We start from the raw sequence: 15,331 nt of genomic DNA on the forward strand, positions 1-15,331 counted from the left end.
TCCTTCGAGGAGTTGACCAGGATCCAGTAGAAGGGGATCAGGAAGTAGACGAGCAGCGCCCCGAGCACGATATGGGTGCCGAGATGACTCTTGCGGGGTGCCTTGCGCGCTCCCTCGAGCGTGGCAGGAGCGTCCTGCCGGACCTTGGTGGTGGTGGGGGCGGTCATCCGAGGAACCCTCCGCGCTTGCGCGTCGCGAACATGAAGATGTAGACGCAGATGAAGACGACGATGCCCAGCGCGAACGAGATCGCGGACCCGTAGTTGAAGTTCGCGAGCGCGAAGGCCTGCTGATACGCGTACATGTTCGGCGTGAAGTCGGGCCCGATCGAACCGGCGGCGAGGAACTTGAGCATCGTCGGCTCGTTGAAGAACTGCAGCGTCCCGATGAGCGCGAACACGAGGATGAGCACCAGCGCACTGCTGATCATGGGCACCTTGATGCGCCACGCGATCTGCCAGCTGTTCGCGCCGTCGATGCGGGCTGCCTCATAGATGCTGGGGTCGATGCCGCGCAGGGCCGCGTACAAGATGATCATGTAGTACCCGGCCCACTGCCACGTGACGACGTTGAGGAGTCCGAAGAAGATCAGCTGCTGGCTGAGGAAGTCCGGTGCCGTAAGCCCGAACATGCCGAAGAGGTCGCCGAGCGGGCCGAAGTTCTTGCTGTACAGGAACCCCCACATGAGCGCGCCGATGACGGCGGGAATCGCGTACGGGAGGAAGACCATCAGGCGAGCGAACCGCGTGAACCAGGTCGTCACCGCATCGAGGACGAGCGCGATCCCCAGTGAGATGAGCATCTGGAGCGGGATGAGCACAATCGAGAACTTGATCACGAACCAGACGCCGCTGAGGAAGTGCTCGTCGGTGAAGGCCTTCAGGTAGTTGTCGAACCAGACGAACTGCGTGCCGCCGATGAGGGCCTTCTTGTACAGCGAGAGGTAGAAGGCGTAGGCGAGCGGCGCGATCAGGAAGATGGCGAAGACGACCCCGAACGGGGCGATGAAGAGCCAGCCGATCGCGGAGCGTCGGCGACGTGCGCGGACGACGGCGGCGCGCGGTTTCGGCGGCGCGAGTGTCGAAGTGGTCATATGCGAATCCTTGCCTGGTGCGGGCCGGGCCGACCCCCGAGGGGGTCGGCCCGGGTTCCGGTGCCTACTCGGTGACGGTGAAGCCCTGCTCGGTGGCGTAGTCGACGAGCTTCTTCTGAAGGTCGTCGGCCGCCTGCGAGCCGGTCTTCTCACCGTTGTTCATGGCAGCGAGCTCTTCCGTGAAGGAGGCGTAGTAGAACGAGCCGAATGGGCTGTAGGTGAAGCCCTCATAGGCATCCGCCGCCGGCACGTAGACCTCTTTGTTCGCCTGCTGCCCATTGAAGAAGGGGACCTCTGCGTTCACGAACTCATCCGAGGTGAGCACGTTGTTGTTGAGCGGGAAGATGATCTGGTTCTGCCAGCCGTCCGCGAGCGATGCGTCGTCGGCGTAGATGCCGAAGGCGACCTTGGCGGCGAGCTCGGGCTGGGTCGATTGCGACGTGACCGAGAACGCGGATCCGCCCCAGTTGACCGAGACCGGGTTCGCGGTGTCCCACTGGGGCAGCGGTGCGACGGCGAACTTGCCGGCATCCTCGCCCTCGCCGACGCCCGCGCCGGTGAGGTATCCCGGAGCCCACGCGGCCGACACGTAGGTGGCATAGTCGCCGCCGACGACGCCCGAGATGTACTCCGGCGTGAACTGGTCCTGGGTGCCGACGAGCCCGTTCTTCACCATGTCCGCCCAGTAGTCGAGCACCTCCTTGGAAGCGTCGTCGTTCACCTTGATGCCGATGTCCTCGGGCTTGGCCGGGTCGTAGGTGAAGGGCTGCGCGCCGTTCTGGATCGTGAGCGCCATGTAGACGGCGGGCACGTTCGCGCCCACATCGCCGAAGAGCGGTCCACCGGCGTCCTTGACGGCCTGTGCGGCGGCCTCGTACTCCGCCCAGGTGGTGGGCGGGGTCACGCCGTACTGCTCGAAGACGTCGGTGCGGTAGATCATGCCCATGGGGCCGCCGTCGACCGGGGCGCCGTAGACCGCGTCGCCGACCGAGACGTCCTTCCACGCACCGGCGCTGAAGTTGCCCTTCACGTCGTCGTAGCCGTAGTCCGAGATGTCCACGAGCGCCTGCTGCACGACGTAATTGGGGATGCGGTCGGCCTCGAGCATGATGACGTCGGGCGCCCCAGTCCCGGCCGAGATGGCGGTCTGGAACTTGTCGTACTCGTCGTTGCCCTGGCCGACGTTGGTCCAGCAGGCCTGGACGTCGTCGCTGCCTTCGTTGAAGTTGTCGACGACCTTGTCCATGTTGGGGTACCAGCCCCACACCGAGACGACGGGGAGGTCGGTCTTGGTGATGGTGTTGGTGCAGCTCGTGGTGTCGGCGGCGTCGCCAGTGGCACCGTCGTCGCCGCCGTCGGCTGAGCAGCCTGCGAGCAGGCCGGTGATCGCGAAGGCCGATGCTGCGGCCAGTGCGAGCTTCTTGTTCACTGTGGTGGGTTCCCTTCGGAGTGGGGGTAGGACATCTTTGTCGGTGCACACCCGAGGAGCGCTCGTGTCGGGAGGTGCCGGCGGCGCGCTCTGCGCCGCAGCGAATCCTCTTCGACTCGTCACCCCGGGATCCCGGCGGACTTACAACGTTGTAAAGTAAACGTTGTAGATGATCATGCCGACCGGTTCGGCCGGTGTCAAGTGGAAGGAGCGGTCGACTCCCGATCGACGATGCGGAAGTCGGCGAAGATCTCGCGCGAGGGTCCGGTGGCTCGCTGTTCCACCCGGTCGAGCAGCAGCTCGACAGCAGTGTCAGCGATCTGCTCGCGTCCGGGATCGATCGTCGTGAGGCTCGGCAGCGAGTACTGGGCCTCATCCAGATCGTCGAAGCCGACGACCGCCACGTCGGCGGGCACTCGCAGTCCGGCCTCCTGGAGCACACGCATCGCGCCGAGGGCGAGGGTGTCGTTCAGCCCGAACACGGCGTCGAAGCGCACACCGCTCGCGAGCAGCTCGCGCATGCTGGTGGCTCCGTTCGCACGGTGCCAGAGCTCGGTGTAGGCGATGAGCGCGGGATCGAACTCGATGCCGGCGGCGTCCAGGGCCTCGCGGTACCCGCGCAGCCGGAGTCCGGCCGAGCCGATGACCTCGCCGTCATGGGCGCCCACAATGGCGATTCTTCGCCGCCCCTGGGCGATGAGGTGCTCGGTCGCCGCGCGCCCCGCCTCGACGTTCTTCATGGTCACGTGGTCGGCCGGCGAACCGAAGATGCGCTCACCGAGCAGGACCAGCGGGTACTCGACCGCCGTCAGATGCACATCATCCTGACCCATGCCGAGAGGACTGAAGATGAGTCCGTCGCTGAGCTTGCGACGCGGGCTGCGGAGCACGTCGAGCTCTCGCGCGCGGTCCCCGCCGGTGTGCTCGATCGTGACGGTGTGGCCGCGCTTCTCGGCGGCCGCGATCACCGCGTCCGCGAGTTCCGCGAAGTAGCTGAGGCTGAGCTCGGGAAGGGCCAGCGCTATCGACCCCGACCGACCCGAACGCAGGTTTCGCGCCGTGAGGTTCGGCGTGTAGCCGAGCTCGGCGATCGCCTGCTCGACCTTCTCCCGCGTCGTCGGCCGGATATGCGGGTAGTCGTTGATGACGTTCGATACGGTCTTGATCGACACACCGGCGAGGCGAGCGACGTCATGCACTGTAGCCGCCATGGGCCTCCCTCTGTCCCGAAACACTCTAGCGGGGTGTACAACGTTGTAGACAGCGCGAGCCCGAACGATTCGCCCAGCAATCGAGCGATCCTCCCGTCAGATGACCTCGTCCGACCAGTCGTCGAGGTTTCCGAAGCGGTGCGCAGTGATCGTGACCGACTGCTCCCGCAGGAAGGGCAGCAGTTCCAGCCGGCCGGAGGTGGTCACATCACCGTCGTACACGGCGAGATCGGGGTCGCCGTCGATCCGTTCGGCGAGCGCGCGGTGCAGCGCGGCGACCGACTCCGTCTCGCCGACGAGCCGTGCACGCGTCGGACGAGGCGATGCCGCATCGGTCGACGTGGAGGAGTCGGTGGGACCGGAGGCCGACATCCGCTCGAGCCATTGCTCGTCGGTCTCGACGAACACCGGAACGCCCTGGTCTGCCAGCACTCGCCGCACCGGCGCGGGGAGCCCGGCGGGCGCGCTGATCGCCAGGGTCGAGCCGGAGCGCACCCCGGCGAGCGCGACCCGCAGCAGCCAATGCCATGGGGCGTCGGCCGTAGCGCGCACAGCGGTATGCGGGACGGGTCGGTAGCGGAACAGGTTTCTCTCGACGCCGAGCTTCGAGACGTCCTTGACCTGCCCGTACTCGCGGTCCCAGGCGATCGCGTCCGACAATGCCGCACGGCGCAGCCACTCGAAGGCCACGTAGTCGAGCGAGGGCTGCGCCCCCTCGATGACGTCGGCGATGCGCGAGTCCAGCCCACGCAGATGCAGGGTCGTCGAGCCCTGCACGCCTGCGCTCGGTCGCCAGGATCCGAGGCCGATGAGGTAGTTGGGGCCACCCGCCTTCGCGCCGGCGCCGACGGACGACCGCTTCCACCCTCCGAACGGCTGCCGCTGCACGATCGCTCCGGTGATGCCGCGATTGACGTAGAGGTTGCCGGCCTCGACCCTGTCGAGCCACACCGCGAGATCGTGGGGGTTCTGAGTGTGGAGCCCCGCAGTCAGGCCGTACTCCACAGCGTTCTGCAGCTCGATCGCGTGACTCAGCGAGGTCGCGTGCATGACCCCGAGGACCGGGCCGAAGAACTCCTCCCGGTGGAAGCGCGATCCGGGTCGCACGCCGGTCCGGATGCCGGGACTCCACAGCCGTCCAGCGGTCTCGGGCTCGTCATCCAGGCGCTGTGGCTGGACGAGCCATTCCTCGCCGTCGTCGAGGGTCGTCAGCGCCCACTCCAGCTTGCCGCGGGGTGCCTCGATGAGGGGTCCGACCTCCGCGAGAGGGTCGGTCGGCGGACCGATGCGCAGCGACGTCGTGGCGTCGATGAGCTGGCGCGCGAACCGCCTGGACCGGCCGGTCGATCCCACCAGGATCGCGAGCGACGCCGCCGAGCACTTCTGCCCGGCATGGCCGAAGGCGCTTCTCACCAGATCCGCCACCGCCAGGTCGAGGTCGGCGGATGGCATGACGATGATGGCGTTCTTGCCGCTCGTCTCGGCGAGCAGCGGCAGCTCTGGACGCCAGGAGCGGAAGAGCGCCGCCGTATCCCACGACCCGGTCAGAATCACTCGGTCGACGTCGGGATGCGACACGAGCTGTTCGCCGAGCGCGCCCTCGTGCACACTCACGAGGGCGAGGAGGTCGCGCGGCACCCCGGCATCCCACAGCGCCTCCGCGAGCACGGCCCCACACCGCCGGGCCTGATGCGCCGGCTTGAAGACGACACCCGAGCCCGCGGCGAGCGCGGCGAGCACTCCCCCGGCCGGGATCGCAAGCGGGAAGTTCCAGGGAGGCGTCACGACCGTGACACGCGAGGGCACGAAGACAGCTCCGCTCACCCGGTCGAGCTCGCGCGCGGTCGCCGCGTAGTAGTTCGCGAAGTCGACCGCCTCGCTCACCTCCACGTCGGCCTCGGCGAGCACCTTCCCGGTCTCCGATGCCGCGACCTCGATGAGCTCGGCGCGCCGCGCCTCGAGCTGGCGAGCGGCGGCGACGAGCACGGCGGAACGATCGGCCGCGGGCATCGCGCCCCACAGGGCGGCGGCATCCCGCACCCGTGCAATCGTCGCCCGGAGGGCATCCTCGTCGGTGATCTCGGCGGCGTGGATCGTCGCGTCGCCGGCGGTCGAGGTCTCGATACGAGACAGGATGCTGCGCGCCCACGCCCGATTGGCCGGCAGCGCCGGATCGGAATCGGGCGAATTGCGAAAGCCCGGCGCACCCGTCGCCCGCGCGCCCGACTCTCGACGTGCGAAGACGGCCGTCTCGACGAAGGACTGACCGCCGAAGAGCTGAGCCTCGGGACTGGGTTCGATCGGCTCGGTGTCTCCGCCGGTTTCGCGAGGGCCGCCGGGCGTGTCGGCAGAGCGCGAGCCGGTGGACTCGGACGCGTCGTCGGCCGCCGCGCTGCGCGCGATCCCGAGGACGACCTGCGTGAGGGCGGAGTCGACCTCGGGCGTGGCCCCGCGGAGGCTGCGGGAGCCCGCGCGCAGCGCCTGCGGGGAGGGCTCGGCCGAGCGATCCTGGGTGCGATTCGGCGCCGAGCCGAGATTCGGGTCGTCTGCACGTCGGACCGACGCCAGGAAGCGGTCGCGCTCGCGCTCGAAGGTGGGCCGATCGGTCGCGAGATCGGACGCGGCGGAGAGGAAGTTCTCCCCCGAGGCGTTCTCCTCCAGGCGCCGCACGAGGTAGCTGATCGCCACATCGAACTCGTCCGGGCGCACGACCGGCACGTACAGCAGCACGGGACCGACCTCTCGCGCGACCGCCGCCACCTGGCCCTGCGCCATGCCCAGCAGCATTTCGAACTCGAGTCGGTCGCGCACCCCGCGCTCGCCGGCGAGGAGCCACGCGTAGGCGATGTTGAAGAGGTTGTGCCCGGCGACGCCGATACGGACTGCGGCGGTCGACGCCGGGTCCAGCGCCGCATCGAGGCAGCGGAGGTAGTTCGCGTCGGCGTCCACCTTGGCGTCGTAGGTCGCGAGCGGCCAGCCGTGCATGAGGGCATCCACCCGCTCCATCGCGAGGTTGGCGCCCTTGACGAGCCGGATCTTGATGGGCGCGCCGCCGGCCTCGACGCGGTCACGCGCCCAGGACGTGAGTCGTTCGAGTGCGCCCAGCGCATCGGGGAGATACGCCTGCAGCACGATCCCCGACTCGAGCTGGTGCAGTCGAGGGTCCTCGAGGAGCCGCATGAAGACCGCGACGGTGAGATCGAGGTCGCGGTACTCCTCCATGTCGAGGTTGATGAAGGTCTGATCCGGCGCCACGGGCGCCTCCTCTGCGCCCGAATCCCCAGAAGCGCCCTCCCTTCCGAGAGCTGTGAGGTACAGCGGGAGCAGCCGCGCGACCACGCCGTCGACGACCTCGTCGAATGCCCACATCGACACGTGGCTCGCGATCGCCGACACCTTGACCGACACGTAGTCGACGTCGGGTCGCCGGATGAGGTCGTGGATTCCCTCGAGCCGCCGCTGGGCTTCCGCCTCCCCGAGAACGGCCTCACCGAGCAGGTTGAGGTTCAGCCGCGCGCCACCCTCGCGCAGCGCGGCGATCGCGGGTCCGAGCTTCTCCGGTCGGGCATCGACCACCAGATGGCCGACCATCTCGCGCAGCACCCTCCGTGCGATCGGCACGACCGGCGCAGGAAGCACCGGTGCGAGAGCCCCTCCGGCGTGCACCGCCCCGCGGAGGTACCAGGGGAGGAACTCCGGCACGCGCGGCGCGATGCGATGGAGAGCGGATGCCGCTGCCGACAGGCTCTCCGGCCGCATGACGCCATCGACGAAGCCGATCGTGAACGGAAGTCCGTCGGGATCCTTGAGCACGCTGGCAAGGCGCTGGGCCGACCGGTCCATCTCGCCGCCGTCGCTCTCGGCGATCCAGCGCTCGGCCATTGCGACCGCGCGATCGGCGAGTTCGGCAGGAAGCCCGGCGGGCGCCGGAAGCGGTGTCGACGGCATGCTTCCAGCATCCGCCATTCCTGGCCGACCAGGTCTCTTCAGGCTGACGTGTCCGGTATTCGCTCGTGGGACCGACATGCGCTCACGGGAAAGCGCCCCGGTTCCGAGGGAACCGGGGCGCTCGGCGGAAGGTCTCAGGCTTCGTCGGTCCGCACGCGGCGGGACGACGGAACGTCTGAGGTGTCCCCCTGTGCGGGATCGACACGGTCGTCGCGAGCGACGCGCGTGTCGTTGACCGGTGCGGCGCTCGCACGAGCACCGTCCTGTCCGTTGTTCCCGTAGGGGTCGAGTGCGTCCGCCTTCTGGAGGATCGCCTCCTCTTTGGCTCGATGCTGGTCGGCGTCGTCAGCATGCTCGTCGGCATAGCGGCGAGCATCGACCTCGGCTTGAGCGGCGCGCGCCTTCGCGCGTTCCGCCTCCGCGGCTGCGGTGGCCGCATCCGCCTGCTTCCGTGCGTGGTTCGCCTCGACCTCCTGGGCGGCGATGGCGGACTCGCGCGCTTGACGGCGCATGTCCTCCGCCTGCTCGTGCCTCCGCTGGTCTCGCTGACCCTGATTGCGGCGGTACACGAAGAAGCCGATCGCGACCACCGCGATGAGCGCGACGGCGATGACGACGATGATCCAGATGACTGCGGTGCTGTCCATGGACCCTCCTCTCGAGCGACAGCCGAACGGGTGGCGGCTGTGCTCATTCCAGGCAACCGGACAGGCGCGACCACGACAAACCCCTTGCGAGGGTTCAGGTCCTGCGCTACCGGCTCAGTCCCAGTGACTCGGCGCGTCCGCGCGAGTGGGCGGGAGGGCGGATGCCGCGGCCCAGTCATGAACCCACTCAGCGACGTCGGGGAGACCCTCCGGGCGCCCGAGTTCTGCGAACAGCTCTTCGTGCGGGACCGTGCCGCCCTTCCGCTTCAGCATCCGGGCGCGGATGATCGCGCGGGCGTAGATCTCGCCGTCGACGACGGCGCGGTGCTCGAGGTAGAGCGCCTTGTCGTCGTGGCCCATGAAGCGCGATTCGACGGTGAACTGCTGCCACAGCTCGAGCGACTTGCGGAAGGTGACCGTCTCGCTCGAGACGACGGCGTACCAGCCACGCCGCCGCATCGCATCGATGAGCCCCGAGCGGGTGAGCAGGTCCCATCGCCCCAGGTCGAACAGCGACAGGTACCGCCCGTTGTTCATGTGACGCAGCAGATCGATGTCGGTGGGCAGCGTGGTGAGCCTGATGCGCCCGACCTCGGACGGCGCCAGACTGCGCCCGAGCCTCATGCGCAGGCGTGCGCCGATGATCACCAGGAGGGTCCGCCACCACACGTTCACGAGGAGTGATGCTAGCCATCGCTGCAGGCCGGGTGTGATTCGGTTGTGGGGAACCGACATGGTCTCTCAGGGGGTGGCTCCCCTTTCCCGCTTCCGGTGTCGGGAAAACAACACGAAGGTAACGATTCGGCGACCAGCTGGGTTCGATTCCGCCGCCGAATCCCGCCGATTTCGCGGTACCGGAGCCCGAGCGTAGAGTCAGCCCATGGAAGCCGAAATCCAGACCGACATCGTCGTCCGTCCGGTGCGTGACGTCGACGCAGTGGCCCTCGGGCGCGTCCACGCCACCTGCTGGCACGAGACCTACGACCACCTCATCAGCAAGGCCGCCCTCGAGAAGGTGTCGCCACGACGCCTCGCCGAGCTCTGGACCCACTGGGCCGCCCAGGGACCGGAGTTCAAGATCTTCGCCGCGCTCGTCGACGGCGAGATCGTCGGGTTCGCAGGGTCCGGCCCCGCACGCGACAAGGACTCCCCGCGGTTCCGCGAGCTGTACTTCATCTATCTCCTCGACGCGTGGCACGGCACCGGCATCGGCCAGAAGCTGTTCGACGCCGTGGTCGAGCACGATGAGCCCCTCTACCTGTGGGTGGCCGACGACAGCCCCCGCGCGCACCGCTTCTACACGCGCAACGGCTTCACGCTCGACGGCGCCTCGCACACCGAGCCGTTCCTCGGCGAGACGCTCACCGAGGTGCGGTACGTGCGCTAGCACCTGAAGCACAGAGAAGGAGCCCTGCCGCCAGGCAGGGCTCCTTCTCTGTCCGCGCCCATCGACCGCGGGGTCAGTCCGCGGTGAGCACCGCCTTGCCGGCCGACACCTGCACGTTGACGCTGCTGTCGGCGCCGGGGGTCGAGCCGACCCGGTTGTCGAAGTTGCCGGCTGTGACGTCCGACACGACGTCGTACTCGCCCTCGGGCACCGTGACATCGAGCGACCCGGCGCTCACGTCGAGCTCGAGCGTGCGGGGCTGGACGCCCGACAGTGCGGCCTGCAGTGCACCGGCGCTCACCGAGAAGCTGGCCTCCCGGGCACCCTCGAGCTCGAGTTCTGCAGCGCCGGCGCTCACGTCGGCGGTGATGGAGTCGACGGATGCCGTCATCCGCGTGCGGCCGGCACCCATGTCGAGAGACACCTCGCCGAAGTCGCCGTCATCGACGATCAGCTCACCTGCCGCGAGGCTGAGATCGGCATCCGCCCCCTTGAGAGACTCCGGCAGCACCAGCGTGGCGTCGTCCGCGGCCCGCTCACCGAACGGCCACCCTCCGAACGGCCAGCCGCCGTCGAACCACCCCTGGGGCGAGGAGACGACGAGCTCGCCGTCCTCGTTTTTGAACGTCCACCGCTCGGCGCCGGCAGTGCCGGTGACCTCGAGCTCGGCATCCTGGATGTCGGCGAACTCGATCCGCAGCGTGCCGGCGGCCATGTCGACCTCGAGGTCCGTGACGTCGGTGACGTCGGCGGTGCGCGTAGTGGTGTCGACGGATGCCGAGACGATCGTCGTGACGAGCGCCGAGATGATCGCCCCGATGATCACGAAGGCGCCGAAGACGGCGATGAGGATCGCGATGACGCGTGCGGCACCGCTCGTCGGACGGTGACCCGGAGGGGGCGCATCGGTCCCCGCGGGAGGCGGGGTCATGGTGGTGGTCATCGGTTCGCTCCTGACTGCGGCGTGGGGCCGCCTTGTTCCTGCGGCCGGGGGCCGCCGTGTTCGAGGTGGGCGAGCGCGGCGAGCACCCGCCGGTTGCCGGACTGGTCCGGTTCGAGGTCGAGCTTCTGGAAGACGGCCGTCACGTGCTTCTCGACGCTGCCCTCCGAGACGTGGAGTGCCGCCGCGATGGCCTGGTTCGAGCGCCCCTCGGCGATGAGCGCGAGCACCGCGGATTCCCGATCCGTCAGCCGCAGCATCCGATCGTCCCGGGTCCTTCGGCTGAGCAGCTGGGCGACCACCTCCGGGTCGAGCACCGTGGCACCCGAGCCGATCCGCTCGATCGCCTCGAGGAAGTCCCCGACGTCGGCGACCCGATCCTTCAAGAGGTAGCCGAGCGCACCGCCCTTCGCCGAGATGAGGTCGGACGCATACCGCTCCTCGACGTACTGCGACAGGACGAGCAGAGGCAGGTCAGGCCGCACGGCGCGGATCGACAGTGCCGCACGGATGCCCTCATCCGTCCACGACGGCGGCAGCCGCACATCCAGGATGCAGAGCTCGGGCGATGACTGAGCGACCACGTCCTCGATGCGGACCGCATCGGCCACCGAGGCGACGACCACGTGTCCGGCGTCTTCGAGCACCCGCACCAGCCCTTCGCGCAGCAGCGCGGAGTCTTCGCAGATCAGGATGCGCACGGGATGCTCACCTCCACGCTCGTCGGGCCGCCCGCCGGGCTGTCGATCCGCGCTTGGCCGCCGGCCGCGACCACGCGGTTGACGATGCCGTCGAGGCCGCCGCCGGGGAGGACCCGCGCGCCGCCGATGCCGTTGTCCTCCACGCGCGCCCACAGCGTGCTGCCGTCCCGGAGCCGCACGACGACACGGCTCTCGGTGCCCCGCGAATGCTTCGCGGCATTGGTGAGCGCCTCCGCGATCGCGAAGTAGGCGGCAGCCTCGGTGTCGCGGCTGCAGCGTCCGTCGAGCCGCACGTCGAGGTGTACGGGGACGACCGATCGGGCCGCGAGCGCGGAGAGCGCAGCATCCAGTCCCCGATCGTCCAAGACGGAGGTGTGGATTCCGCGGGCCAGCTGGCGAAGTTCGGTGATCGCCGCCTTCGTCGAGGTGTGGGCCTCGTCGATCAGCGCCTTCGCGGCGGCGGGGTCTGTGTCGATCTTCTGCTGCGCGAGCCCCAGCGTCATGCCGACGGAGACGAGTCGCGGCTGGACGCCGTCGTGGAGGTCGCGCTCGATGCGGGTGCGCTCGACATCGGCCGCACGCACCGCCCCGGCGCGCTGTGCGCTGGAGGTGCGGGCCGCCTCGGCGAGCTGCGCTTCCTGGGAGGGCACGACGATGGCCCGGGCCAGGACGCCGTGCAGGATGGCGAGGCCGACGATCGCGGCGAGCGCGAGGACTGCCGAGAGGATGCCGACGGGCACGGCCCACGAGACGGGGACAGTCAGTCCTGTGCGGGCGATCCGCAGGCTGTCGCCCGTGGCGTAGAGCGGGGCGAACGCCATCGCGATCCCGGAGGAGAACACGCTGAGGAGCAGGACGACGATCCAGCCGAGGATCGTGGCCACCGCGAGACTCGCGATGCCGCGCCACACGGACGGGTCGATGGCCTGGCGCCAGAGTCCGAGCAGCCAGCCGCCGAAGCCCGGGCGTGGCCGCGGGCGCAGCCTGCGCGGCGGAAGGCCGAACCCGTACAGGCCGTCGACGCGAGCCGCCTCGGCCCACGCGACGCCGAACAGGACGTAGACGAAAGCGACGAGAAGCAGCAGTCCGATGCCGAGGACGGGCAGGAGCCCGAGTCCGAGCCCGAGGAACGTGAAGAGCACGGTGAACACGACCGGGCCGAGAACGCCCAGCGCCGCGAGATGCGCGGCAGCACCCAGGACGCGGACCGGCGAGGTCACGTTCATGGGTCGCGGCGGCGCGAGAGAGGGCGCCGGTCCCGGCGCCGAGAGGGGAGTGCCTGAAGTCATGCCTCCAAGCTAGGCCGGGGCGCTCGCGAGCGCGCCCGAGGCACCCGGAGTCATTTCTTCGGGTTATCCCCCAGGCGACACAGGCCGAGCGGTCCGGTTGGTCAGCGCCCGCCGAACTCGCGCACCTGCTTGTAGACCAGTCGGCCGTTCTCGAGGATCTTCAGCTCGAGGTCGAGCGAGCGCGGCTTGTCGGCGGCGGACGTGACGATGCGGCAGTTGCGGTAGTAGCCGCGGGTCGCGCGGCAGTACGCCCGCTCCACTCGGCGGGCGAGGTCGACGAGCTCCCGCATCCGTTCATCGGGAAGCACCCGTTCGGTGCGCTCCGGAGTCTCACGGGTCGGCTTGGCGTAGCGGGTCGTGGTGAGGCTCGTCGGCTCGTCGTCGGAGATGAAGGCGGCGACCGTCACCTCGGACCACGTTCCCGCATCCGGGTTGGTCACCAGGTTGTTCCCCGCCTGGACCGACAGCGAATAGCCGAACACGTGGTCGGTGTTGAGCACCCGCGTGACGACGACGGCGTTGGCTGCGACATCCGAATCCGAATCGTAGGCGGGCACGACGGCGAGCCCCATCGCGATCGTCGACTGGTCGATGCGGGCGAAGGAGCGCTCCTCGACGGCGCGCTTGTTCCACAGGCTCGCGTACACGCCCTTGATCGCGCAGCCGAGCGATTTCGGCTTGACCTTCTGGTTGAGCTCGCCGTCCGAGTCGTCGATCTCGACCAGGCACGGGCCGATCGGGCGATCCCGCTTGGACGTATCGGCGGCGTAGCTGTCGTGCAGGCCGGCGCCGTCGAAGTCGGGGATGTCCTCGGCGTTGGCGCTCGATCGCACTTTGACCTTCTTCACCCCCGGCAGCACCTCCTCGAGCTTCGCCCGCACGCGCTCGAGTGCACCGGGAGGGAAGGATGCCGCCATGAACCCCGCCCGGATCTCCTCCGTGCGCTCGGCGCGGTCCTTCGACGAGAGGCGCCCCGCCTGCTCGTCGGCCACGAACACCTCGACCAGGGCCTTCACGTCGCTGTTCGGGGGATGGTCGATGAAGTCGCGATACGCCTGCAGCGGCACCGCGAAGCCGTGCGGCACGAGGTCATACCCGCGCTGACCGCTGGGGCTGGCGGCATCCTTCATCCTTCCCAGCACCTCGCGATGGGCGAGGAACCCGAGGTTCGCCGCCTTCGATCCGTACCGCGACGCGAAGGCTCGAGCCTGACGCGTGGTGCCGGCGGCGAGCTCGTCGTACGAGCGCAGCTCGGTCTCGGCATCCCACTCCAGCGGCTGGAGCGGCCGGTCCATCCGCTCGGCGAGCTTGGCCGCGACGACCTCCTCGGTCGTCGGCTCGATGACGAAGTCGTCCTTGCGGATGATCAGGTGAATCGGCCGTCCCGCGAACGGGGCCAGGCGCGGATGATCCGGCCCCGCACTGCGGAGGACCGCATTGGGAGTGTTGCGCTCCTTCGACTTGAGGTTGACGTGGGAGTTGGTGTCCTGCACGGCGCGCGTGAAGACGCCCGCGACCACCGAGAGGTCGAGCGGCAGCTCCTCGAACACCGGGATGTCGGTCGCGCTCAGCTCGTCGTTGTCTTCGGGGAAGATCCGCAGGTGCCCCCACGCCTCCCCCGCATTGAGCGGCAGGTAATCGACCGCGCCCAGGATCCGATCGAGCGGCAGCACCTCGACCTCGAGACCCGCGAGATCCTCCGCGACTGTCGCCGTCGTCTGCTGCGCACCGGTCGGCACGAAGGCGAACCGCGGATTCGGGATGCCGATCTCGGCGCGCACGACCCGCAATGCCTCGATGATCAGACGCTCGCGGATGAGGTCCTGCGGATAGAACTGCAGGCCGAACACCGGCTCGCTCGCACCGTCGAGAAGGTAGGTGCGGATGCTCCCCGCGATGTAGCGCTTGTCCTCGGTGAAGTAGGTGAGGGCGTTGAACGCGTCGAGCGTTTCGCCGATGCCGAACACGGCCCGGCCGAAGTAGTAGTGGTACTTCGCGGCATCCGGAATCCGTCCGTCCTCCTCGAAGCCGCCGTTGACGAAGCGCACCGCGGGCGTGGCGGGGTTGCGACGGTCGATGAGGAACTTCGCCACTCGGCCATTGGCGACGAGGTCGCCCGCGAGCGTGGAGATGGACTGGAAGGTCTCGAGCGTGTCGATGCGGTCGAGAGCGAGCGGGAGCCGGGAGACCAGCTCGGCCAGATCCGAGAACCGGATGCCCTGGGGTGCCGGGGCGGCGGCCTGCCTTGAGATCGCGGTCGGGTCAGCCTGCGCTGACCCGAGGTCCGCCGCGCGAGGAAGGAAACCGGTCATCGTCGCACCTCTCCATGAGTCGGACCGAAAGCCGACGTTCCGATGCAAGCGGTGAAGACGCCTCCACGTCAACGTCCGGGCACCGCCGGCAGCACACCGGGCGAGCTGAGGCGGGGCCGGAGACACGTACCGAACGGCGGGGATCCTTTGCGACACGCGGGGGCCCGGCCGGCGTGTCGCCCGAAATCCCCGCAGCTGTGCACACCGGATGCCGCGCCCGGGGCTTCTTGGACGGGTGGATGCGGCGGGCCGGCCTCCCCGGAGCCTGTACGCAACGGCGGGGATCCTTTGCGACACGCGGGGGCCCGGCCGGCGTGTCGCCCGAAATCCCCGCAGCTGTGCGCACCGGATGCCGCGCCCGGCGGCAGTGGCAG

Annotated in this window: 11 protein-coding genes; 1 reads left to right on the top strand and 10 read right to left on the bottom strand. The window is 69.0% G+C overall.

What is annotated here, in order from left to right:
* Positions 1 to 163: 163 nt before the first annotated feature.
* The 6 genes from AC1DP3_RS09430 to AC1DP3_RS09455 all read right to left on the bottom strand — a co-directional run bounded on the left by AC1DP3_RS09430 (position 164) and on the right by AC1DP3_RS09455 (position 9,003).
* Positions 164 to 1,093: a carbohydrate ABC transporter permease gene (locus tag AC1DP3_RS09430; RefSeq protein WP_477292908.1), complete on the bottom strand. Its 930-nt coding sequence runs from the start codon at positions 1,091 to 1,093 to the stop codon at positions 164 to 166.
* Positions 1,094 to 1,157: 64 nt separating this feature from the next.
* Positions 1,158 to 2,522: an ABC transporter substrate-binding protein gene (locus tag AC1DP3_RS09435; RefSeq protein WP_477292909.1), complete on the bottom strand. Its 1,365-nt coding sequence runs from the start codon at positions 2,520 to 2,522 to the stop codon at positions 1,158 to 1,160.
* A 197-nt stretch (positions 2,523 to 2,719) separates the two neighbouring features.
* A complete protein-coding gene (locus AC1DP3_RS09440; protein ID WP_477292910.1) occupies positions 2,720 to 3,733 on the bottom strand; it encodes a LacI family DNA-binding transcriptional regulator in 1,014 nt (337 codons plus the stop codon).
* Positions 3,734 to 3,829: 96 nt separating this feature from the next.
* Positions 3,830 to 7,681 (bottom strand): bifunctional proline dehydrogenase/L-glutamate gamma-semialdehyde dehydrogenase, encoded by a 3,852-nt coding sequence (locus tag AC1DP3_RS09445; protein ID WP_477292911.1) that lies wholly within the window; start codon positions 7,679 to 7,681, stop codon positions 3,830 to 3,832.
* 134 nt (positions 7,682 to 7,815) lie between these two features.
* Entirely contained in the window at positions 7,816 to 8,328 is a 513-nt protein-coding gene (locus tag AC1DP3_RS09450) for a hypothetical protein (protein ID WP_477292912.1), read from the bottom strand.
* 114 nt (positions 8,329 to 8,442) lie between these two features.
* On the bottom strand, positions 8,443 to 9,003 hold the full coding sequence (locus AC1DP3_RS09455) for an acyl-CoA thioesterase (protein WP_477292913.1): 561 nt from the start codon (positions 9,001 to 9,003) through the stop codon (positions 8,443 to 8,445).
* Between the two features lie 205 nt (positions 9,004 to 9,208).
* Here AC1DP3_RS09455 and AC1DP3_RS09460 point away from each other — a divergent pair, with 205 nt between their 5' ends.
* Positions 9,209 to 9,715 carry an N-acetyltransferase family protein gene (locus AC1DP3_RS09460; RefSeq protein WP_477292914.1) on the top strand — a complete coding sequence of 169 codons (507 nt, stop codon included), beginning with the start codon at positions 9,209 to 9,211 and terminating at the stop codon, positions 9,713 to 9,715.
* A gap of 73 nt (positions 9,716 to 9,788) precedes the next feature.
* Here the strand turns inward: AC1DP3_RS09460 and AC1DP3_RS09465 are convergent, their stop codons facing one another.
* From AC1DP3_RS09465 to AC1DP3_RS09480, 4 genes are all read right to left on the bottom strand, one after another.
* Entirely contained in the window at positions 9,789 to 10,658 is an 870-nt protein-coding gene (locus AC1DP3_RS09465; protein WP_477292915.1) for a hypothetical protein, read from the bottom strand.
* Positions 10,655 to 11,356 carry a response regulator gene (locus tag AC1DP3_RS09470; RefSeq protein ID WP_477292916.1) on the bottom strand — a complete coding sequence of 234 codons (702 nt, stop codon included), beginning with the start codon at positions 11,354 to 11,356 and terminating at the stop codon, positions 10,655 to 10,657. The genes AC1DP3_RS09465 and AC1DP3_RS09470 overlap by 4 nt, the downstream gene beginning before the upstream one ends.
* A complete protein-coding gene (locus tag AC1DP3_RS09475) occupies positions 11,344 to 12,645 on the bottom strand; it encodes a sensor histidine kinase (RefSeq protein WP_477292917.1) in 1,302 nt (433 codons plus the stop codon). The genes AC1DP3_RS09470 and AC1DP3_RS09475 overlap by 13 nt, the downstream gene beginning before the upstream one ends.
* 101 nt (positions 12,646 to 12,746) lie before the next feature.
* On the bottom strand, positions 12,747 to 14,957 hold the full coding sequence (locus tag AC1DP3_RS09480) for a PEP/pyruvate-binding domain-containing protein (RefSeq protein WP_477292918.1): 2,211 nt from the start codon (positions 14,955 to 14,957) through the stop codon (positions 12,747 to 12,749).
* Positions 14,958 to 15,331 lie beyond the last annotated feature (374 nt).

Source organism: Microbacterium sp. P5_B6 (genome assembly GCF_056400345.1).